This window comes from Bacillus sp. EKM206B (assembly GCF_011066015.1).
Taxonomy (GTDB): Bacteria; Bacillota; Bacilli; order Bacillales; family Bacillaceae; genus Bacillus; species Bacillus velezensis.
The window spans coordinates 75515-96275 of the sequence record NZ_JAAMNL010000007.1; the positions used below are offsets into that span (position 1 = coordinate 75515).

The 20761-nt window shown below is 47.3% G+C and carries 18 protein-coding genes; 10 read left to right on the forward strand and 8 right to left on the reverse strand.

Annotation, left to right across the window (positions count from 1 at the left end):
* Positions 1-18: 18 nt before the first annotated feature.
* The 3 genes from aroD (at position 19) to G9F50_RS14305 (ending at position 2899) form a co-directional block, all read left to right on the forward strand.
* Positions 19-780, forward strand: a complete 762-nt coding sequence (gene aroD / locus G9F50_RS14295; protein WP_024085013.1) for a type I 3-dehydroquinate dehydratase — start codon at positions 19-21, stop codon at positions 778-780.
* Between the two features lie 64 nt (positions 781-844).
* Positions 845-1729: a shikimate dehydrogenase gene (locus tag G9F50_RS14300; RefSeq protein ID WP_025284421.1), complete on the forward strand. Its 885-nt coding sequence runs from the start codon at positions 845-847 to the stop codon at positions 1727-1729.
* A 138-nt stretch (positions 1730-1867) separates the two neighbouring features.
* Positions 1868-2899, forward strand: coding sequence for a LacI family DNA-binding transcriptional regulator (locus G9F50_RS14305; protein WP_060562235.1), 1032 nt, complete (start codon positions 1868-1870; stop codon positions 2897-2899).
* Between the two features lie 20 nt (positions 2900-2919).
* Here G9F50_RS14305 and G9F50_RS14310 read toward each other — a convergent pair whose 3' ends face one another.
* On the reverse strand, positions 2920-3435 hold the full coding sequence (locus G9F50_RS14310) for a type 1 glutamine amidotransferase domain-containing protein (RefSeq protein WP_060562234.1): 516 nt from the start codon (positions 3433-3435) through the stop codon (positions 2920-2922).
* 220 nt (positions 3436-3655) lie between these two features.
* On the opposite strand from G9F50_RS14310, the gene G9F50_RS14315 reads away from it, so the two are divergent.
* From G9F50_RS14315 to G9F50_RS14325, 3 genes are all read left to right on the forward strand, one after another.
* Positions 3656-7948 carry a multifunctional 2',3'-cyclic-nucleotide 2'-phosphodiesterase/3'-nucleotidase/5'-nucleotidase gene (locus G9F50_RS14315; RefSeq protein ID WP_101536290.1) on the forward strand — a complete coding sequence of 1431 codons (4293 nt, stop codon included), beginning with the start codon at positions 3656-3658 and terminating at the stop codon, positions 7946-7948.
* Between the two features lie 209 nt (positions 7949-8157).
* On the forward strand, positions 8158-9297 hold the full coding sequence (locus tag G9F50_RS14320) for a YibE/F family protein (RefSeq protein WP_060562233.1): 1140 nt from the start codon (positions 8158-8160) through the stop codon (positions 9295-9297).
* The gene (locus tag G9F50_RS14325; RefSeq protein ID WP_060562232.1) at positions 9294-10055 is read left to right on the forward strand and encodes a YibE/F family protein; all 762 of its coding nucleotides are present in this window, start codon (positions 9294-9296) and stop codon (positions 10053-10055) included. The genes G9F50_RS14320 and G9F50_RS14325 overlap by 4 nt, the downstream gene beginning before the upstream one ends.
* Positions 10056-10090: 35 nt before the next feature.
* Here G9F50_RS14325 and G9F50_RS14330 read toward each other — a convergent pair whose 3' ends face one another.
* From G9F50_RS14330 to treP, 4 genes are all read right to left on the reverse strand, one after another.
* Positions 10091-10756: an NAD(P)H-dependent oxidoreductase gene (locus G9F50_RS14330; protein WP_060562231.1), complete on the reverse strand. Its 666-nt coding sequence runs from the start codon at positions 10754-10756 to the stop codon at positions 10091-10093.
* A 132-nt stretch (positions 10757-10888) separates the two neighbouring features.
* Positions 10889-11605 carry a trehalose operon repressor gene (gene treR / locus G9F50_RS14335; protein WP_012117069.1) on the reverse strand — a complete coding sequence of 239 codons (717 nt, stop codon included), beginning with the start codon at positions 11603-11605 and terminating at the stop codon, positions 10889-10891.
* 21 nt (positions 11606-11626) lie between these two features.
* Positions 11627-13312 carry an alpha,alpha-phosphotrehalase gene (gene treC, locus G9F50_RS14340; RefSeq protein WP_060562230.1) on the reverse strand — a complete coding sequence of 562 codons (1686 nt, stop codon included), beginning with the start codon at positions 13310-13312 and terminating at the stop codon, positions 11627-11629.
* Between the two features lie 75 nt (positions 13313-13387).
* Positions 13388-14803 (reverse strand): PTS system trehalose-specific EIIBC component, encoded by a 1416-nt coding sequence (gene treP, locus G9F50_RS14345; protein WP_060562229.1) that lies wholly within the window; start codon positions 14801-14803, stop codon positions 13388-13390.
* A 270-nt stretch (positions 14804-15073) separates the two neighbouring features.
* Between treP and G9F50_RS14350 the strand changes: the two genes are divergently transcribed.
* From G9F50_RS14350 to G9F50_RS14360, 3 genes are read left to right on the forward strand one after another with little or no spacing between them, the layout of a single operon-like run.
* Positions 15074-15334: a spore germination protein gene (locus tag G9F50_RS14350; RefSeq protein WP_007408496.1), complete on the forward strand. Its 261-nt coding sequence runs from the start codon at positions 15074-15076 to the stop codon at positions 15332-15334.
* Between the two features lie 14 nt (positions 15335-15348).
* Positions 15349-15591: a spore germination protein gene (locus G9F50_RS14355; protein ID WP_003155595.1), complete on the forward strand. Its 243-nt coding sequence runs from the start codon at positions 15349-15351 to the stop codon at positions 15589-15591.
* A 15-nt stretch (positions 15592-15606) separates the two neighbouring features.
* Positions 15607-16038 (forward strand): Hsp20/alpha crystallin family protein, encoded by a 432-nt coding sequence (locus G9F50_RS14360; protein WP_060562228.1) that lies wholly within the window; start codon positions 15607-15609, stop codon positions 16036-16038.
* A 9-nt stretch (positions 16039-16047) separates the two neighbouring features.
* Here the strand turns inward: G9F50_RS14360 and G9F50_RS14365 are convergent, their stop codons facing one another.
* A complete protein-coding gene (locus G9F50_RS14365) occupies positions 16048-16425 on the reverse strand; it encodes a DnaJ family domain-containing protein (RefSeq protein WP_007610033.1) in 378 nt (125 codons plus the stop codon).
* Between the two features lie 245 nt (positions 16426-16670).
* Here G9F50_RS14365 and ltaS point away from each other — a divergent pair, with 245 nt between their 5' ends.
* Positions 16671-18608, forward strand: a complete 1938-nt coding sequence (gene ltaS / locus G9F50_RS14370) for a lipoteichoic acid synthase (RefSeq protein ID WP_007610031.1) — start codon at positions 16671-16673, stop codon at positions 18606-18608.
* A 40-nt stretch (positions 18609-18648) separates the two neighbouring features.
* Here the strand turns inward: ltaS and G9F50_RS14375 are convergent, their stop codons facing one another.
* Together G9F50_RS14375 and nagE are read right to left on the reverse strand one after the other, a co-directional pair.
* Positions 18649-19092: a YfmQ family protein gene (locus G9F50_RS14375; protein WP_007408492.1), complete on the reverse strand. Its 444-nt coding sequence runs from the start codon at positions 19090-19092 to the stop codon at positions 18649-18651.
* 126 nt (positions 19093-19218) lie between these two features.
* A complete protein-coding gene (gene nagE / locus G9F50_RS14380; protein WP_165417775.1) occupies positions 19219-20601 on the reverse strand; it encodes an N-acetylglucosamine-specific PTS transporter subunit IIBC in 1383 nt (460 codons plus the stop codon).
* Positions 20602-20761 lie beyond the last annotated feature (160 nt).

Here is a 20761-nt window from a genome sequence, read left to right on the forward strand (position 1 = left end):
TAAGGGAGAGGATTTATCATGCAATCTATCACGATCAGAAACACGGTCATCGGCGAAGGGCTTCCGAAGATCATTGTGCCGCTGATGGCGGCCGGAGAGAAAGAACTGCTCGAAGAAATTGAAGCCGTCAACAGGCTTCGCCCGGATATCATTGAGTGGCGGGCGGATGTGTACGAGCACGTTGACAGCCTGGACGCCGTAAAAGGCATGCTTGAAAAGCTGCGGAAAGCCGCAGGCGCAACACCGCTGCTTTTCACATTCAGAACTCATAAAGAAGGCGGAAATAAAGTTATTGATGACCGCTTTTACATTGAATTGCTTAAAACCGCCATCGAAACAAAACACATTGACCTTGCAGACGTTGAGTTGTTTACGGGAGAAGCGGAAGTCAAATCAATTGTGAAAACTGCTGAAGACAACGGCGTATATGTCGTCATGTCCAATCATGATTTTCATCAGACACCGAAAAAAGAAGAAATCATTTCCCGGCTGCGGAACATGCAGGCGTACGGCGCGCACATTCCGAAAATCGCGGTGATGCCGCAAAGCACTGAAGATGTTTTCGTCTTATTGGATGCCACTCACACGATGAAAACACAATACGCAGACCGGCCGATCATCACGATGTCAATGGCGGGAACAGGTCTGATCAGCCGCCTGGCCGGCGAAGTCTTCGGCTCAGCGTGCACGTTCGGAGCGGGCAAAGAAGCATCAGCGCCCGGACAGATTCCCGTTGAAGAATTGCGCAGCGTACTCAGCATTTTAAATAAACATATGTAATCAGCGTTTTTTGCCCTCAAAGCGGGATGAAAAACAAATGAATGGACTAACGGAGGAATACATCATGAAGAAAGATTTAGGACGGATTAACGGAAAAACTCAGCTTATCGGATTATTCGCGACACCGATCGGACACTCTTTATCTCCGGCGATGCACAACCTGGCGTTTAAAAAATTAGGATTGAACTACGCTTACCTCGCGTTTGAAGTCGGCAATGAACAGCTGGAAGATGTGGTAACGGGAATGCGCGCCTTAAACGTCAGAGGCTTCAATGTCTCGATGCCGAACAAGATGAACATTCTCCCTTACCTCGATGAACTCGCGGATTCAGCGAAATTCACCGGCGCGGTGAATACAGTCGTTAATGAAAACGGCAGACTGATCGGACACTCCACTGACGGTATGGGATACGTCCGCAACTTAAAAGAACACGGCATCGATATCACAGGGAAAAAAATGACGCTGGTCGGTTCCGGCGGGGCCGCCACTCCGATAGCGATTCAATCCGCATTGGAAGGCCTCGGAGAAATCTCTATTTTCGCCCGCAATGACGCGTTTTTCGAAAAAGCGGAAGAAAATGTCCGCATCATCAATGAAGAAATGAAGGGATCTTCTTGTAAAGCGAAAGTCTTCCCGCTCGAAGATCAAGATGCGCTGCGTGCTGAAATCGCTTCAAGCGATATTTTCACAAACGGAACAGGTGTCGGCATGAAACCGCTTGAAGGCTTGAGTGTTATTGAAGATACATCCATGCTCCGTCCGGATTTGATTGTGACAGATGTCGTTTACAACCCCGTTACGTCAAAATTGCTTGAACAAGCTCAAGCGGCCGGATGCAAAACCATTAACGGTCTCGGCATGATGCTTTGGCAGGGCGCCATGGCGTTTGAATATTGGACAGGCCGTGAAATGCCGGTTCAGTATATTAAAGAGCAAATGTTTGAATAACCTATTGTGACAGAAGCGCCGAAGGACAATCCGTCTTCCGGCGCTTTATCTTTTTCCCCCCTCCTCTCTCTTTCTTCTCATGCGCCAAAACGCTTATAATGGATGTAACGAATAAAAACCAAGTGAGGAATGCGACGTATGAAACAGCAAAAAAAACGCCGGGTGACATTGCAGCAGGTCGCCGAACATGCCGGCGTCTCAACATCCACCGCTTCATTAATTGTCCGCAACAATCCCCGAATTTCCGAAGCGACCCGTGAGAAAGTGCTGCAATCCATGCGGGAGCTGGGGTACGTATATGATCGGGTCGCCGCGAATTTACGATCACAGACGTCCACAACGGTAGGATTGATTATCACTGACATTTCCAATACATTTTTCTCAGAGTTTCTGATCGGCGTTCAGAATACGCTTGAGGAAGTCGGATTAACGGTGCTGTTAGGCACGACATTTGATTCCGTCGCCAAACAGGAGCAGCTGATTTCGACCATGCTGGAGCACAGGGTCGGCGGATTGATTTTGTGTCCGGTTTCAGGTGCAGCTGAGGAAACCCTTTCCCGTCTTGAGCAGCTTGACATTCCGGTCGTGCTCGCCGTCAGGGAGATTGCCGATGCAGACTGTGATTTTGTCGGAGCCGATTATGAAGAAGGCACTTATAAGGCAGTGCGTCATTTCATTGAGAAAGGCCATCAGGAGATTGCGTTTCTGGGCGGCGTGAAGCACTCATCAACATGGACGAAGCGTATGAAAGGGTTTAAAAAAGCGCTCCGTGAAGCGGATCTGGAAGTGAAAAATGAATATGTCATTGACAGCGTGCCGACCCGCGAAGCAGGCTGTGAGGCCGTGACGGAGCTCCTCCGCCGGTCTGAGCGCCCGACCGCGATTTTCTGCTTCAGTGATTTGGTCGCGTTCGGCGTCATGCAAGGGATCAGAAAAGCCGGGCTCGTTCCGGGCGAAGATATTGACATTGTCGGCTTTGATAACGTGCCGGAAGCTGAAATTTCTTATCCCCCGCTTACAACCGTTTCTTCCTTTCCGCGGCAGTCGGGAAAAGAAGCGGCTCAATTGCTGCATCATAAAATCACCAATGCCCAGCACAAAAAACAACGCATTATTCTGGCGCCTGAGCTGGTCATCCGGGAATCTTCACAAAAAAAGCGGAACGCCTGATACGGCGCTCCGCTTTTATATTACGCAAGCAGTTTTAATGATTCGCGGTTGAATGCCGGAATGTCATCCGGTGTGCGGCTTGTGACCAGCTGGTTCTGGCAGACGACGACTTCTTCATCCACAACATTCGCGCCCGCGTTTTCCATGTCGATTCGGATTGATGTAAACCCTGTCGCTTTGCGCCCGTCCAATGCTCTCGCGTTGATGAGAAGCTGCGGTCCGTGGCAGATAGCGAACACCGGTTTTTTATCATCCATAAACGCTTTGGCAAATTGGACGAAACGGTCATCCGCACGCAGCATGTCAGGAGAGAATCCGCCCGGGATCAGCAATGCGTCAAAGTCTTTCGGATTCACATCATCGATGGACGCGTCCACTTTCACTTCCGCTTCCCCTTGTTTGCCTTTGACTGTTTTTCCTTTCTCCTGTTCAATTACGGTTAATTCATGACCCGCATCTTTAAAAGCTTTCGCAGGTTCAGTATACTCGACATCCTCAAAGTAATCCGTTAATACAACTGCAATTTTTTTACCCATAGTTACTACCTCCTGCTTGATGAAGTCTACATAAATCCATGTACCCCAGCCACACTAACATCAAACATAGGTAACGCGTTTACCGCCCGCCTGTTTTACATAGGTCATTATCCTCATTTTTTATCTTTTTACAAGAATCATCATGAAATCTATATAAACTTTCACAAAATATTCTTACAATGGTACTGCATGACAAAATTTGTTGAAAGGTGGAGAACAGGTGAGAATACAGAAAAGACGATGCAGCGTCAATATGACACTCCGTATTCTGCTGCCCCTAGTTATGATACTTAGTCTAATCCTCCCAACATCACCCATTAAAGCAGAAGAAAACAAATCCCCCAGTGTGAATCTCAGCATTCTAGCCACAACTGACGTTCACGCTAACATGATGGACTACGATTACTACAGCGACAAACCGACAACGGAATTCGGGCTGGCCCGAACGGCTCAGCTTATTGAGAAGCACAGGCGCGAAAACCCGAATACGCTGCTTGTCGATAACGGAGACCTGATTCAGGGGAATCCCCTCGGAGAATACGCCGTAAAATATGAGAAAAATGATATCATTTCAGGCGCAAAGACCCATCCGATCATTGAAGTGATGAACAGTCTGCATTATGACGCAGGAACACTCGGCAATCATGAATTTAATTACGGGCTTGAATTTCTGGACGGGACAATCAAAGGCGCTGATTATCCGATCGTTAACGCCAATGTGAAAACATTAAGCGGCGAAAACCGTTATACGCCTTATGTCATAAAAGACAAAACCGTCACGGATGAAAACGGCGGCAAGCATCAGATAAAAGTCGGCTACATCGGCTTTGTTCCTCCCCAGATCATGACGTGGGATAAGAAAAATCTCGAAGGCCGCGTTCAGGTCGAAGACATTGTCGAATCCGCAAAGAAAACCGTTCCGAAAATGAAAGCTGAAGGAGCCGATATCGTCATCGCCCTCGCCCACAGCGGCATCGAAAAAAAAGCGCAGTCTTCCGGAGCGGAAAACGCCGTTTTTGACCTGGCAACGAAAGTCGGCGGAATTGATGCGATCGTATCCGGCCATCAGCACGGGCTTTTCCCTGATGCCGAATACAAAGGCGCTGATCAATTCGACGTCGATAAAGGCACGATTAACGGAATCCCCGTTGTTATGTCAAGCAGCTGGGGCAAATATGCGGGCGTCATCGACCTCCGGCTTGAAAAAACAGACAGCGCGTGGCATGTGGAAGATGCAAAAGGCAGCATCGAGCCGATTGCCGGCAATGTGACGTCGGAAAACGAAACCGTCGTCAATACCGTCAAAAAAGCGCACGAAGGCACATTGAAATACATCAGAGAACCCGTCGGCCAGACAAAAGCCGATATCAACAGTTTCTTCGCCCAAGTCAAAGATGATCCGTCCATTCAAATCGTAACGGATGCGCAAAAATGGTACGCCGAAAATAAGATGAAGGATACGGAATACAAAGATCTGCCTATCCTCTCGGCGGGCGCCCCGTTTAAAGCCGGCGGGCGGAACGGCTCAAACTACTATACAAACATTTCCGCTGGCGACCTCGCCATCAAAAATATCGGCGATTTGTACCTGTATGACAACACGGTTCAGATCGTCAAGCTGAACGGAAGCGAAGTGAAGGACTGGCTCGAAATGTCCGCAGGGCAGTTTAATCAGATCGATCAGGCAAAAGGCGGCAGCCAAGCGCTTTTAAATGACGCCTACCGCTCATACAATTTTGATGTCATTGACGGTGTCACCTATCAGGTCGATGTCACAAAACCGGCGAAATACAACGAAAACGGAACAGTCATTCATCCCGATGCAAGCCGGATCGTCAACCTTTCTTATCAAGGAAAGCCCGTCAGCGCCAAGCAGGAATTTCTGATCGTCACAAATAATTACCGCGCTTCAGGCGGCGGAGGATTCCCTCACTTAAGCAATGATAAAATCGTATACTCTTCTGCCGATGAGAACAGGCAGGTCTTAATGGATTACATCATCCAGCAGAAAACGATTAATCCGCAGGCTGATCATAACTGGTCCATCCTTCCGGTCAAAGGGACAAACCTGACATTTGAATCTTCCTTGGCCGCAAAGCCGTTTGCCGACCGCGCAGATGACGTCGCCTATATCGGTGAATCACAAAACGCGGGCTACGGACAGTACAAGCTCCAATTCAAAGATGATGAACCGGGCACAGAGCCGCCGAAAGATGACGCATGGAAACTCACCGTTATGCATACAAACGACACGCACGCCCACCTTGATAACGCGGCGAGGCGGATGACGAAAATCAAAGAAATCAGAAGCGAAACCGACCGCAGCATTTTGCTGGATGCGGGAGACGTTTTCTCAGGCGATCTCTATTTCACAAAGTGGCAGGGGCTGGCTGATTTAAAATTGATGAACAGTATGGGCTACGACGCAATGACCTTCGGAAACCATGAGTTTGATAAAGGACCGGGTGCTCTCGCCAGCTTCCTGAGCGGGAACGGAAGCGCGGCTGATCCGTCCGGAAAATACAATTTTCAAGCGCCTGACTTTCCGCTCGTCAGCTCAAATGTCGATGTGTCCAAAGAGTCAAAACTCAGACCATTCATGAAAAAAGCAGACACATTTACGGCAGGGAAAAAGAAAAAAGCAGGCATCTATCCATACATTCTGCTTGATGTAAACGGAGAAAAAGTCGCCGTATTCGGCTTAACGACAGAAGATACGTCCGTCACATCAAGCCCGGGAAAAAGCATTGTCTTTCATGATGCCTTCCAATCCGCACAAGATACAGTAAAAGAAATACAGAATAAGGAACATGTCAATAAAATTATCGCCCTGACCCATATCGGGCATCAGCGTGATCTCGATCTTGCCAAAAAGGTAAAAGGCATCGACTTGATCGTCGGCGGACATACGCATACGCTTGTAGATAAAATGGAAGTTGTCAAAAACGAAGAGCCGACCATCGTCGCCCAGGCAAAAGAATACGGCGAATATTTAGGCCGGGCAGATGTCGCCTTTGACAAAAACGGCGTCGTCCTGCCGGAACAATCCTCTCTTCAGGCGATTCCGGTGAACGAGCAGACGAAAGAAGACCCGGATCTGAAAAAAGAGCTTGATCCGTTTAAAAAAGAGCTCGTCTCAGTCAAAAATGAAAAAGTCGGCTCAACGAAGGTCGCACTTGACGGCCAGCGCGAGCATGTCCGCTCCAAAGAAACCAATCTCGGAAACTTCATCGCGGACGGCATGCTGCAAAAAGCGAAGGAAGCGGCCGGCGCCCAAATCGCGATCACAAACGGGGGCGGCATCCGCGCGGGCATTGATAAAGGAGACATCACACTCGGCGATGTGCTGAATGTGATGCCGTTCGGCAACACGCTTTACGTCGCGGATTTAACCGGAAAACAGATCAAACAAGCCCTGGAACAAGGGTTAAGCGGAATTGAGGCTCAAGGCGGCGCCTTCCCTCAAGTTGCCGGTTTAACATACACGTTTACACTGAATAAAAAGCCGGGACACCGCGTTCTTCAAGCTGCGGCCGTACAGGATGACGGCAGCGTAAAGCCGATTTCTGATAAGAAGACATACAGAGTCGCCACCAGTAACTTTGTCGGTGAAGGCGGAGACGGATATTCCGTCTTTAACGAAGCGTCCCATAAAGAAGACCTTGGCTTTGTCGACTATGAGGTCTTCACCGAGCAGCTTGAAAAAGCGGGAAAAGCGGTGGAACCGAAAGTTGACGGCCGTGCGCAGGAAGTGTACCTGCCGACGAAACAAAAAAACGGTTCGTGGACGCTTGAAGGTGACAGCGCATTTGCCGCCTATGCCAAAAACGCAAACACGCCGATCGTGTATTACGATAAGAATGACGGCGCCAAAAAGCCGATTGATCTCAGCGTGACCAAAAAACAAATCGGCCTGTTAAAGGACAGAACATCGGATTCTTCCCTTACGATCCTGCATGACAAGTTCAGCATGAAAATGCCGATGGCAAACGCTGCTTCAGCTGATACACGATTCGGCGTGACGCCGAAAGGAAAAGTAAGCGGGGCGCTTTCAAATGTATACGACTTTACAATGAAGCAGAAAAACAAAGACATCAAAACATTCAAAGCGCCGGTAAAGCTCACCCTGCGCATTGAGAATACGAAAAAGGCGAAACAGCCGGGCATTTACCATGTAGACCGGAAAAAGAACGTCTATACAAAAACAGACAACGGTTCGGTTTCACACGATCTCGTCACGGGCTATACAAATCATTTCAGTGAATACACCATATTAAACGCAAACACGAAGAGCGCGCCGCCGCCAAGCGGAGACCAAGGCTCCGGAAAGCAGCCAAGCGGACAAAAACCGTCATCCGGCCCTGCACAGGACGGAGTATCGCCGGGCGGCCTGCTTCCTGATACGGCCACAACGATGTATTCCATCCTTCTTGCCGGGTTACTCATCAGCGCGCTCGGAACGGCACTGTATCTGCATCAAAGAAGAAAAACAAAAAAAGTGAACGAAGCATAAAAAGACCGCTTTTATCGGGCGGTTCATCCAAAAGCTCTCCTGATCTGATATCAGGGGAGCTTTTTCTCTCGGTCCCCCTCTGAGTCGACAGCCGTACGGCCGAGTGATAAAATATGAACGTTATTCGCGAGAGACATACATCCGCATCGTTTAACACTTCACGGCAGGGCCTCTCTTTCATACGGCGCCGCCTGTTTGGAGGACTTTTTTTGAAGATAACAGGACACAAACGAAACCGCATGTCTTACAAGAAAAAGCTGTTTTACGTGATAACAGCGCTCTGTTTTATCAGCTCGCTCATTTTCGTCACTCACAACGCTTCTTTTTATGAGCGGCCGATTGCCAAAGTGACGAAAACAACATTGGAACATCAGTCTGACGTACAGGACATGCATAAAAACAAAGATAAGATTTTCAATCAGACGATCACTGCCAGACTTGAAAACGGCAGTCAGAAAGGACAGCTCATTCATTTGTCCAATCAGTATTCATCATCCGGAGCGAATGATCAGAAATATTCGATTGGAGATGAAGTATTCGTTTCTATTGATAAAGGGAAACCATCAAACAAGAATATATCGGGAAGCATTATAGATAAAAAACGGGATAAACAGCTTTTGCTGATCGCTTGGGTTTTCATCTTCACCTTGCTTATCGTCGGCAAAAAACAAGGCTTCTTTTCGATCGTCAGCCTGATGTTTAACGCCGTTTTACTGTCGTTTGCATTAGATTTGTACAGGAAGCATCCTAATATAGGGTTAATTTTCATCTGCGGTATCTGTATTCTCATCTTTACTGTCATCTCATTGCTGCTTGTCAGCGGTTTTCACGCGAAAACATATGCAGCCATTGCCGCGACGCTCGCAGGCACTTTCGTTTCCCTGCTGATTACGTATCTGGTGATGCTGGCAACCGGTGAGAAAGGTCTCAGATATGAGGAAATGCAGTATTTAACCCGCCCTTATCACACGGTGTTCATGGCCGGGGTATTTATCGGATCACTGGGAGCGGTCATGGATGTAGCCATTACCATGACGTCATCTGTCTTCGGATTATATGAAGAAAACAAGGGTATCTCATTACAAGCTCTCAGACGTTCCGGGATGGAGATCGGAAAAGACATCATGGGGGCGATGACCAACATTCTGTTTTTTGCTTATATAAGCGGCTCTATTCCGATGATGCTTTTGTATTTGAAAAATGATTCCCCGATAGGATTCACTCTTTCTATGAACATTTCCTTGGAAATAGCCAGAGCATTGGCTGGAGGGATCGGAATCGTATTAGCCATACCCGCCAGTCTGTATGCTTCTATCTTTTTCATTAAACGAAAGAAGGCAAGCTCATGAATGTCATCGTAATTCTAGCGGCGATTTTATTTCTATTGATGGTCATCATCGGCGGAAAAAAAGGAGCGAGGTCTTTTATTGCGTTATTCTTAAATTTCGGTGTTCTCTTTCTCACCATCATTTTCATGACAGACCCGCATATCAATCCGATTGTTTTAACATTGCTCTCTTCCGCCGTGATTTGCAGCATTACTCTTTTTTATATTAATGGAGGAAACGTCAAAACCGTAACCGCCTTTATTTCTGCAATGCTGACGATTGTACTGCTGCTGTTTTTTATTATGTCTGTAACAAAACATACTTCAATTCAGGGATTCGGTGAAGAAGAATTGGGTGATATCGGCATATTCACACTGTTTGTCGGGGTGGATTTTGTGAAGGTTACCGCAGCCATGATCATCATGGGCACGATAGGGGCGATTACCGATGTCGCGATTTCCATTACTTCACCCATGCGGGAAATTTACAGTCATAATCCGTCCATGAGCAGAAAAGATCTGTACACATTCGGATTAAGCATCGGGAGAGATATTTTAGGAACGAATACGAATACGTTATTCTTTGCTTTTTTCGGCAGCTATTTGGCTTTAATTATCTGGTTTAAAGACTTATCATACTCAGCTGAAAAAATAGTGAACTCAAAAGTATTCAGTGCGGAAGCCGTCACCATTCTTTGTGCCGGAATCGGGATCGGCATCATCATTCCCGTTACATCCTGGATCACCGCCTGTTTTTTAGTAAAACCAAATAAACGTTAAAAGCTGCCGGGACACGCCCGGCAGCTTTTTTTATCTTATACCCACTTTACAACGTCTTTTGAGGCAGATCTTGTTTTCGGGCGCGGTTCTCTGACACGGTAGCCGAATGCGGCCATAACAGAGATGTCGAAACTTCCGTTTTCCAGAAGCCCTTCTTCTTCAAGAATCCGGTGAATTTCTTTGTAGTTGAAGCCTTCTACAGGGCAGGAGTCGATTCCGATCTGCGCAGCGGCTGTCATCATATTGCCGAGGGCGATGTATGTCTGTTTGGATGCCCAGTCAAACAGCGTGCGATCTGATTCTAGCAGATTGAAATCATTTTTCTGAAAGTCTTCCGTTTTGCTGATATAGCCTTCATACATATCTTCCGGCATTTTTTTGACTTCCCGCAAGTGGTTTTTGACATAGTCGGCGTCAAAACGGATATCCTTTGCCGTCCGGGCAAGCAGAAGTACGAAATGGCTTGCGGTCGGCAGCTGCTTTTGCGCGCCCCATGTGAACTCGCGGAGTTTTTCACGAAGCTCCGGATTTTGAACGACGACAAATTTCCAAGGCTCCAAACCGAGTGAGCTTGGGGATAATCTTCCCGTTTCTAAAATGAATTCAAAATCGCTTTCTGAAATTTTTTTCTCAGGATCAAATTCCTTTGTGGCGTGTCTGAATTGATACGCTTCGATGATCTGCTGTTTTTTATCTGACATTCATGATCTCTCCTTTTCAATCGTTATGTACTATTGTAGCCATTATTTTTGAAAGTACCAGTACGCACATTTTTGTTGGATAGTATTCATTTTGATACTGACAAAAAAACGGGCTGCCGCGGCAGTCCGTTTTTATTTTTCTCTTCTCGCAAAGTCGACGAAACGGAATTTATCAAGCCTGTGCCGGCTTTCCGTGTACTGAAAGAGGCTGGTATCCTCCAAAAAGACGCGGTTTTTCACGACCGCCATATGACTGAATCCGCCGAGATCCAAATACTTCCGGTCCTCTTCCCCCGCCGGCTCCACGACAATTTCCTTTTGCGCGTAGCTGATGGACAAGCCGAGCTCTCCTTCAAGATACTCATAGATCGAATCTTCACAAATCGCCTTCGTCAATAGAGGCACATGTTTTTTCACAAAGTAATCCTTGTCCAAAATAATATGTTCTCCGTCAATCCGTCTTGATCTGACGACTTCCCACACCTTTTCATCCGCTTCTGTACCAAGCTCTTTTGCGGCTTCTGAGGGAGGCAGGATCAGCCCGAGACGGTGAACCGTCGTTCTCGTCTCTTTTCCGAGCGTTTCCGAAAGCTCTTTGAAGCTGATCAGGCCTGAGACGGGAAAACGCATTTTTTCTCTGTCTAATATGACGGAGCCTTTGCCTTTGATTTTCTGGATGTAGCCGTTTTGCGCCAGCATATTGAGCGCTTTGCGGACGGTTTCTCGTGATGTGCCGTATTGATCGCACAAATCATTTTCAGACGGAAGAACGTCTTCAGCCTTCCGCTGGCCGCTTTCGATCTGCCGCACCATATCTTTATAGATTGTGATGTATTTATTCACTTTCATTTGACCACCCAGATTAGTGTATCACGCTTTTGTCAGATGATAAACGATCGATTCATACGGACGGAGCGTCAATCGTTCCGGCCGCCCTTCCCTCGGTTCATCATTCGTCAGCAGCACCGTAAACCGCCAGCCGTCCGTGTCCTCAAGCGGAACCGTAAAGTCCGCTTCTTTCCCGTAGAAGTTGTTGATGCACAGCAGTTTTTCGTCCTTGCCGTGTCTGACGTACGCCAGAACCGCCGGATCGTCTTCAGCAAGCAGCTCAAACGTTCCTTCAGTCACGATGTCATATTCCTTTCTGAGCATGATGAGCTTCTGATAATGATAGAAAATTGAATCCGGGTCCCGCAAAGCCGCTTCCGCGTTAACGTCCCGATAATCATCCGCCGCCGGAATCCAAGGCGTGCCCGTCGTGAAACCGCCGTGCAGCCCGCTGTTCCACTGAATGGGGGTTCTTGCATTATCTCTTGATTTCTCTTTTAAAATGGCGATAATGTCTTTTTCGGGCACGCCTTCTTCCTTCATCTTTTTGTAAATATTCAATGATTCGACATCGCGGTATGAGCCGATGTCATCGAATTTCGGATTGCCCATGCCGATCTCTTCACCTTGATAAATGTAAGGCGTGCCCTGCATCATATGAATGGCCGCCGCCAGCATTTTGGCTGATTTCGTCCGGTATACGCCGTCGTCTCCGTATCTGGATACGGCCCGCGGCTGGTCATGGTTGCACCAGAATAATGCGTTCCAGCCTCCGCCTTTTTGCATCTCCGTCTGCCAAAACGCTAAAATCCGTTTCAGCTTCAGAAAATCAAACGGAGCGAGCGCCCATTTTTCACCATTCGGATAATCCACTTTTAAATGGTGAAAGTTAAAAGTCATATCGAGTTCTTTATTCTCAGGGTTTGTGTACCGGATGCAGTGGTCAGCCGTTGTCGAGGACATTTCACCGACCGTCATACTGTCATATTTCGAAAACACTTCCCGGTTCATCTCATGGAGAAATTCGTGCACGCGCGGCCCGTCCGTATAATAAGGGCGCCCGTCACGCCCATCCTCGGCATCAGGAAACGATTGGTCTTTAGAAATGAGGTTGATCACATCCAGCCGGAAACCGTCGATTCCTTTTCGGAACCAAAAATGCATCATGTCGTAAACCTGTTTTCTCATCTCTTCATTTTCCCAGTTCAAATCGGCCTGCGACACATCAAATAAATGCAGATAGTGCTGGCCTGACGCCGGGTCGAGCTTCCAAGCGGAACCGCCGAATTTTGATTCCCAATTGTTCGGCGCCCGGCCGTCTTCCTTTCCGTCTTTCCAAATGTAAAAATCCCGATACGGACTGTCGGGTGACGAGACCGCTTCTTTGAACCACCGATGCTCGACTGATGTATGGTTGACGACAAGATCCATAACGACCTTGATTCCTCTTTTGTGCGCTTCATCGAGAAGGCGTTCAAAATCCTTCATCGTTCCGTATTCTTCATAAATGGTGCAGTAATCGCGAATGTCATAACCGTTGTCATTCTGCGGCGAATCGTAAATCGGCGTAAGCCAAATGACATCAATCAAAAGTTTCTGCAAATAATCAAGCTTCTCGATAATACCGTTCAGATCACCGATCCCGTTTCCCGTCGTATCTTTAAAGCTCTTCGGATAAATTTGATATACCGCTGCCTTTTTCCACCATGGTGTGCTGTCTGTTTTCATTTTTCTTCACCGCCTGTAATGTTTTGAATTGAAAGGGAAAAGGGACAGCCTGATAGAAGGCGCCCCGCAGGTTTTTTATTTTTGCCGTTTCAGCCGCGCATACCCATATGTTCCCGCAAACGGGAGAATCAGCACGATCAGCATTCCGATCGCAAACGGACCCCAGTACCGGCTCATAATGGAGAAGATCCCCGGCACGCCGCCGACTCCGACCGAGCTTGCGAGAACGCCTTTGACGGAGATGAACATCCCCGCGATTCCTGAGCTGATCATGGCGATCACAAACGGAAATTTGTAACGCAGATTCACGCCGAAAATCGCCGGCTCGGTAATGCCCAAATATGCGGAAATGCCGGCCGTCAGTGAAAGCCCCCGCTGTTTTTTATCTTTTGTAATCAGCATCATGGCCAAAGCCGCCGATCCTTGAGCGATATTTGACAATGCGAGCATCGGCCATAAAAATGTGCCGCCGAGCTTTGATCCGATTAATTGAAGATCGACCGCCAGAAACGTATGATGCATCCCCGTGATTACAAGCGCCGAATACAGCCCTCCGTACAGCAGGCCTCCGATGGCGGAGAATTGGCCGAAAACGGCAATCAATCCCGCCGTCAGCGCGTTACCGATCGCAAAGGTAATCGGACCGATGATGACAAAGGATAGAAAACCGATGACCAAAAGCGTCACCGGCGCGACGACCAACAGCTGAATGCCCTCCGGCGTCCGTTTCGTCAAAAAGAGCTCAAGCCTGGCAAGTAAATAAGACGCCAGCAGAATTGGGAGCACCTGACCTTGATACCCGACTTTCTGCACCTCAAGGCCGAACAGGTTCCACACCGGAATATCGCCGCTCTGCTCGGCAGCCCCGTAGCCCCATGCGTTTAACAGATCAGGATGAACCAGCATCAGCCCGAGCACGATACCCAAGAGCGGGCTTCCTCCGAACCGCTTCACTGCTGACCAGCCGATTAAAGCCGGCAGAAAAGCGAAGGCCGTCCCTGCGATCAGATTAATCATATTGGCGAGATCCGCCCATTGCGGATACACTTGGACAATCGATTTGGCGCTGTAGAAAATGCCTTCCGCCGTTAATATATTGTTCAGACCCATTAACAGCCCGGCCGTGACGATCGCCGGCAAGATCGGAATAAAGATGTCCGCAAGCGTTTTCACAGCACGCTGTAAAGGATTCATTTTTTGCGCTGCCGCCTTCTTCACGTCATCCTTGGACGCTTCACCGATCCCCGTTTCCTTCACTAATTCCGCATATACTTTGTTGACCGTTCCCTGCCCGATCACGACTTGAAACTGCCCGTTTACCGCAAAAGATCCTTTGACAATGTCTATTGCATCCAGCATTTTTTGGTTTACTTTGGTTTCATCTATTAATGCAAACCGCAAACGCGTCACACAATGAGTCGCCGCCTCAATATTTTCGATTCCGCCGACAGCTTCAGCGATCTGCCGCGCAGCCCGGTTAAACTCACCCATGCCAACCCCTCCGTAACCGTTTTCATTTTGTCTTACAAACTTGTATATACATGTTTATGACTCTATTGTAATGATGTATATACATGTCGTCAATCTATTTTTATAGCGCTTTCATCACATATATACTGCGAAAGACCCTGAAACAAAAAAAGCCCCGCCGGAACCGGGCCTTGACTTCTTGTTTTATCGGGAACATGTCCGGGCGGAATTCACAACAGGAGCACAAAAAGCATACAGTACTGTACAACTAAGTTAAAGAGGTGTGAAGAGATGCCATCCACTGTTATCAACCTGTACTATTTGAAGATTAACAGTATTTCTGGCAACGGATCTATTACGATTGGGGAAGCGGCATACAACAGTCCCACCACAAATAACAAATCACAAGGACTGAACTCTTCATTCGGCGATACGTCACCTATAGAATCGATGATGGAGAACTTGTTAAATGATCCTGATGTCAACGACCAGACAGCCATCGGAACCGCAGATACCGCAAATATTACGCCGGTGCCGCCCATTATAGATTAAAGGGGTTTTTATGAATGCCTTACCAAATTAACGTCGTCAATATAAAAGTAAACGGAGCAACGCAAAACGGAAACGTCGATATCGGTCAGACCGTACAAAACAGCCACACCGCCAACAGCAAATTTGTCGGCGCGAACTTTTCTTTAGGGGATTTTTCGCCGGCCGCCGGATGTTTGAATTCGGGCCATCTTGACCCTGACGTGAGCGACCAGGATCAGATCGCCAACCCGTCAATGCCGATCGCAAATCAAATATAGGGAGGTTCTGCCGAAGTGGATATCGAAAAAATGAGAAAGTGGCTTGAGATTACGAACGAGCACAAGCCCAGCGACTTTTGGACCAATGTCCTGAAACGGAAATCTCCCGAAGATTTTTTCTCCTTACAAAAAAACACCCTGACTTATGATATTTATCAGGATGAACAGCACACATTCCTCATTGTGGAAATGCCCGGCGTTTACGAAGAAGAATTGACATTGAGGCTGCTGTCAAGAACACGGCTGCATATAAGAGGAAACATCACACCCCTTTTTCCAAAGAACATGGGCGTCTGCCAAAACCGGTATTACGGGGAAATCGATGAGACGATTGAGCTTCCTGAACCGGCTGAGCCCCACCTGTTACAGGCGCAGTGCGTAAACGGCCTGCTCCACATTTCCTACCCGCGCCTTATGGAGCACATTCCTTTTCAGAAAAAAATCTAAAGAGCCGGCTTACGGGCGGCCCAGCCGTCTGTACACTTTCTCCTTATAATGAGAAGATGCGGGTTTTGAGAACATGGCTTTCTCCTCCGTCAGTTTGTCGAGTCTGACTTGTTTTTCCGTCCGTTTGTTCCGCAAGTGATCCCGTTCCTGTTCATTGCGGCACTTGGCGATCAAATAATCGAGCGTCATCAGCTCTTTCTTCAGCGCGCCCTCATCCTCGGCGATCCCGGCGTTTTTTAATATGCGGTAGCCCATTCTGAGCGATTCCGGAAGATGTGCGGCATCGTCTTTGGGCAGGGGCTTTCCCATTCCTTTGATGCCGGCGAACTCTCCATCCTTAATGGCGCGCTTGATTTTATCTTCAGCCACGATATGGGCAATATCCATCACTGTTCACCTCTTTTTTCAATAGAACCGGGTGTGATCATGCGGAAACACAAATCCCAGTTTGTGCCATTTGTGATTTTTAAAGCTGTCATTCAACAGATCAACCCCCGTTGCGACAGCGTTTTTCGCCCTTTTTCCGATGAGCCTTTTCCACCTTTTCTATTTGCTGGTTTCATGGTATATTGATTACGTTCGTTTTTTCTATCGTTCCGTGTAAACCGTGATCGGAAAAAAGGAGTGTAACAATGAAAACATTTATAAAAGAAAGAGGACTTGCCTTCTTCTTGATAGCGGTCGTGTTATTGTGGGTAAAAACATATGTCGCTTATATTTTAAACTTTAACCTCGGCATAGACAACACGATCCAGAAAATATTGCTTTTTGTGAATCCGCTGAGCTCCAGCTTGTTCTTTCTTGGATTTGGGCTTCTTTTCAAGAAAAAATTACAGCAGACAGCCATTATTGTGATTCATTTTTTATTGTCTTTTTTGCTTTTTGCAAACATCGTCTATTATAGATTCTTTAATGATTTCATTACCATCCCGGTCATGATGCAGGCAAAGACAAACGGCGGCCAGCTCGGAGACAGCGCGTTCTCGTTAATGAGATGGACAGACGCCTTCTACTTCCTGGATACCGTCATTTTGATTATTTTGGCCCTTAAGATGAGAAAACCGGCTGAAAAACCGGCGAAGAAATCATTCAGAATCGTTTTGGCTTCCGCCGTGCTTATGTTCCTGATCAACCTCGCCGTCGCGGAATCCGACCGTCCTGAGCTTTTGACACGCTCATTTGACCGAAACTATCTGGTGAAATACTTGGGCACGTACAACTTTACGATTTACGATGCCGTGCAGAATGTGAAATCAAACAGCCAGCGCGCGCTTGCCGATTCAAGCGATGTAACGGATGTGGAAAACTATATGAAGGCCAACTATGACGTGCCGAATAACGTCTACTTCGGAAAAGCCGAAGGAAAAAACGTCATCTACGTCTCATTAGAGTCTCTGCAATCCTTTATCATTGACTATAAAATTAACGGCAAGGAAGTGACGCCGTTTTTAAATAAGCTGGCGCACGATAATCAAACATTCTACTTTGATAACTTTTTCCACCAAACGGGACAAGGTAAAACATCTGATGCGGAATTTATGATGGAGAACTCTCTGTACCCGCTTTCGCAAGGTTCGGTTTTCGTCAATAAAGCGCAAAACACGCTGCAGTCCGTTCCTGCGATCTTAAAAGGCAAAAAGTACACGTCTGCCGCTTTCCACGGAAATACGCAGACTTTCTGGAACCGTAACGAAATGTACAAAGCGGAAGGCATCGATAAGTTTTTCGATTCCGCTTATTATGACATGAGCGAAGAAAACACGAAAAACTACGGCATGAAAGACAAACCGTATTTCAAAGAATCCATGCCGCTCTTAAAGAGCCTGCCGCAGCCGTTCTATACGAAGTTCATTACGCTGTCCAACCACTTCCCGTTCGGAATGGATAAAGAAGACACGGACTTTCCGGCGGGAGACTTTGGCGATTCAGTCGTCAATAACTACTTCCAGTCCGCGAACTATCTGGATGAATCAATTGAACAGTTCTTTCATGACCTGAAAAAAGACGGCCTGTACGATAAGTCGATTATTGTGATGTACGGAGACCACTACGGCATCTCCGAAAACCATAATAAAGCGATGGCGAAAGTGCTCGGCAAAGATGAGATCACTGAATACGACAATGCCCAGCTTCAGCGGGTGCCGCTCTTTATCCACGCTCCCGGCGTGAAAGGCGGCCGCAATCACAAATTTGCCGGTGAAGTCGATGTCGCGCCGACCGTTCTTCATCTGCTCGGCGTCGATACGAAAGATTATCTCATGTCAGGTTCAGATATCTTATCGAAAGAGCACAGAGAAGTCATTCCGTTCCGTAACGGAGACTTCATCTCACCGAACTATACGAAAGTGTCCGGCAAGTATTACGATACGAAAACCGGAAGACTTTTAGATGATTCAGAAGTCGACAAAAAAGAAGACTCTCTCGTCAAGACTGAGCTTGAAATGTCTGATAAGATCATCAACGGCGATCTGCTTCGTTTCTATCAGCCGAAAGGCTTTAAGAAAGTGGATCCTTCACAATTCGATTATACGAAGCGTGAAGATTCCTCAGCAGATGATCAAAAAGAATAAACAAAAGCCAGATCATATCAATGATCTGGCTTTTTTATGTTCAGCTCCCGGCGGCGGCCATAGAGCGCTTTTGCAGGCTGTCGGAAAGAACTGAATAAGCGACGACTTTCTTTTTCTGCTGTTTGACGACATCTACATGATCTTCGTAGCTGTATACAAACACCGTCACATCTTTTTTTCCTTTTCTCGTCTTAATGACAAGCGGATCAGCTCCGTTTTGCGGATGAAGATAACGCTCTTCATCCCCTGGGTATATATAATGCCGTTCGATAAACACGGCTTCGTTAAAATCATCAATCACCCGGCGTTTGTCTTCGCCTTCCAGACGTTTTCCGCCGAGGGAAACGGCAGCGGACGCGTCACTGAGCTTTGAATGGGTTTCAAACTTGCGGAGGATCCATTCCACCGCTCCGGTAGGAAGGCATGTCAGCACAATCTTAATCAGGCTTATGACAACAATTGAAACAACTGCAATCCATGTCACCTTACATCATCTCCTTACTTGTTCTACATGAATCTTAACATAGAAGAAAACGTTGTTTTTTGTACATTATGTGAAACTTGATATATGTTCAAAAAAATCCGGATCACATAGGTGATCCGGATTTTTCTAAGTCTGCTTCTGGTCGTCACGGCGGACGGCTTCTCTCAGCTCTTCCGCGACAAATTCGACGTTCGGCCCGATAATGACCTGTGCCGTTTTATTCCCCGTTTTGATAACCCCTTTTGCTCCCGCTTTTTTAAGCGCCGCCTCATTAATGAGAGACGTATCCTGCACGGTCAGCCTGAGGCGGGTCGCACAGTGATCAATCGTTTCGAGGTTTTGCCTGCCGCCGAGCCCCTTGAGCATGGCATGTTCTTCGACGGAACCGGCCGTATCTTCACTAAGCACTTCTTCCTCTTCCTCATCATCTTCCCGTCCCGGCGTTTTCAAGTTTAACGTTTTGATGAGCATATAGAAGACGACAAAATAGATCACTGCATAACAAAGCCCGACAACGAGCAGCAAAAGCGGTTTTTCGGCAATGCCGTAGCTGAGGAGATAATCGATCGCCCCCGCCGAGAATGAAAAACCTGACCTGATTCCGAGAACATTCACGATAAATAAAGAGAACCCGGTTAATATAGCATGAACCCCGTACAAAAGCGGTGATAAAAACATAAATGCAAATTCAATCGGCTCTGTAATTCCGGTAATAAATGCCGTCAGCGCGAGACCGATCATCATTCCGGCCGTCGCTTTGCGCTTACTTGGCTTAGCCGCGGCAATCATTGCCAGACATGCGGCCGGAAGCCCGAACATCATAATCGGGAAGAATCCCGTCATATAAGTTCCCGCCGTCGGATCCTTCGCAAAGAAGCGGGCCAGATCTCCCGTTTTTCCGTGAAAATCGCCAAACTGGAACCAAAAAATATTATTCAGCACATGATGAAGACCGAATGGAATCAAAAGCCGGTTAAAAATCCCGTAAATCCCGGCGCCGATTCCGCCAAGCCCGATCATCCATTCCCCGAAAGACGTAATCACCGACTGAATCGGCGGCCATACAAATCCGAAGATCCCCGCCAAAATAATGGTAACCAGCGCCGTTACAATCGGAACGAGCCTGCGCCCGCTGAAAAACCCGAGATATTCGGGCAGCTTCGTATCCTTAAAGCGATTATACGTGTATCCCGCAATTAACCCCGCGATAATCCCTCCGAAAACGGCCATATTATTTGTCGAATTGATTGATTTTACAGCCGCGTCCAGCATGATATAAGAAATTGCTCCCGACAGAGCGGCGGCCCCGTTGCTGTCTTTCGAAATCCCGATCGCGATTCCGATCGCGAAAATCAGCGGCAGATGATCAAATACCGCGGTCCCCGCCGCGTAAATGAACGGAATAATTAATAAGTCCTCTCTGCCGATGGCCAAAATAATACCAACGGCGGGCAGAACGGCAATCGGAAGCATAAATGATTTTCCGAGTTTTTGAAAAAATTGAAGCATTTTACCCATCCCCCTTCTTTTTTCTTAAATATACCACATAAGTTATCTAGTGATCTATACCAATTTTCCTTCATTTATTCACATAAGGCTTGTTGGTTTTCTATTTATAAACCAGTTGTGGTAAGCTTGAATCAGATGATTAAAAATAGAAAGCGGGAAT

Bases quoted from the DNA above. Each gene is read 5' to 3' on its own strand.
- treP (WP_060562229.1), bottom strand. From the start codon at position 14,803: ATGGGTGAGTTTAACCGGGCTGCGCGGCAGATCGCTGAAGCTGTCGGC.
- G9F50_RS14300 (WP_025284421.1), top strand. From the start codon at position 845: ATGAAGAAAGATTTAGGACGGATTAACGGAAAAACTCAGCTTATCGGA.
- G9F50_RS14365 (WP_007610033.1), bottom strand. From the start codon at position 16,425: ATGGATATTGCCCATATCGTGGCTGAAGATAAAATCAAGCGCGCCATT.
- aroD (WP_024085013.1), top strand. From the start codon at position 19: ATGCAATCTATCACGATCAGAAACACGGTCATCGGCGAAGGGCTTCCG.
- G9F50_RS14350 (WP_007408496.1), top strand. From the start codon at position 15,074: ATGCCATCCACTGTTATCAACCTGTACTATTTGAAGATTAACAGTATT.
- treR (WP_012117069.1), bottom strand. From the start codon at position 11,605: ATGAAAGTGAATAAATACATCACAATCTATAAAGATATGGTGCGGCAG.
- G9F50_RS14355 (WP_003155595.1), top strand. From the start codon at position 15,349: ATGCCTTACCAAATTAACGTCGTCAATATAAAAGTAAACGGAGCAACG.
- treC (WP_060562230.1), bottom strand. From the start codon at position 13,312: ATGAAAACAGACAGCACACCATGGTGGAAAAAGGCAGCGGTATATCAA.
- nagE (WP_165417775.1), bottom strand. From the start codon at position 20,601: ATGCTTCAATTTTTTCAAAAACTCGGAAAATCATTTATGCTTCCGATT.
- G9F50_RS14330 (WP_060562231.1), bottom strand. From the start codon at position 10,756: ATGTCAGATAAAAAACAGCAGATCATCGAAGCGTATCAATTCAGACAC.
- G9F50_RS14305 (WP_060562235.1), top strand. From the start codon at position 1,868: ATGAAACAGCAAAAAAAACGCCGGGTGACATTGCAGCAGGTCGCCGAA.
- G9F50_RS14310 (WP_060562234.1), bottom strand. From the start codon at position 3,435: ATGGGTAAAAAAATTGCAGTTGTATTAACGGATTACTTTGAGGATGTC.
- ltaS (WP_007610031.1), top strand. From the start codon at position 16,671: ATGAAAACATTTATAAAAGAAAGAGGACTTGCCTTCTTCTTGATAGCG.
- G9F50_RS14325 (WP_060562232.1), top strand. From the start codon at position 9,294: ATGAATGTCATCGTAATTCTAGCGGCGATTTTATTTCTATTGATGGTC.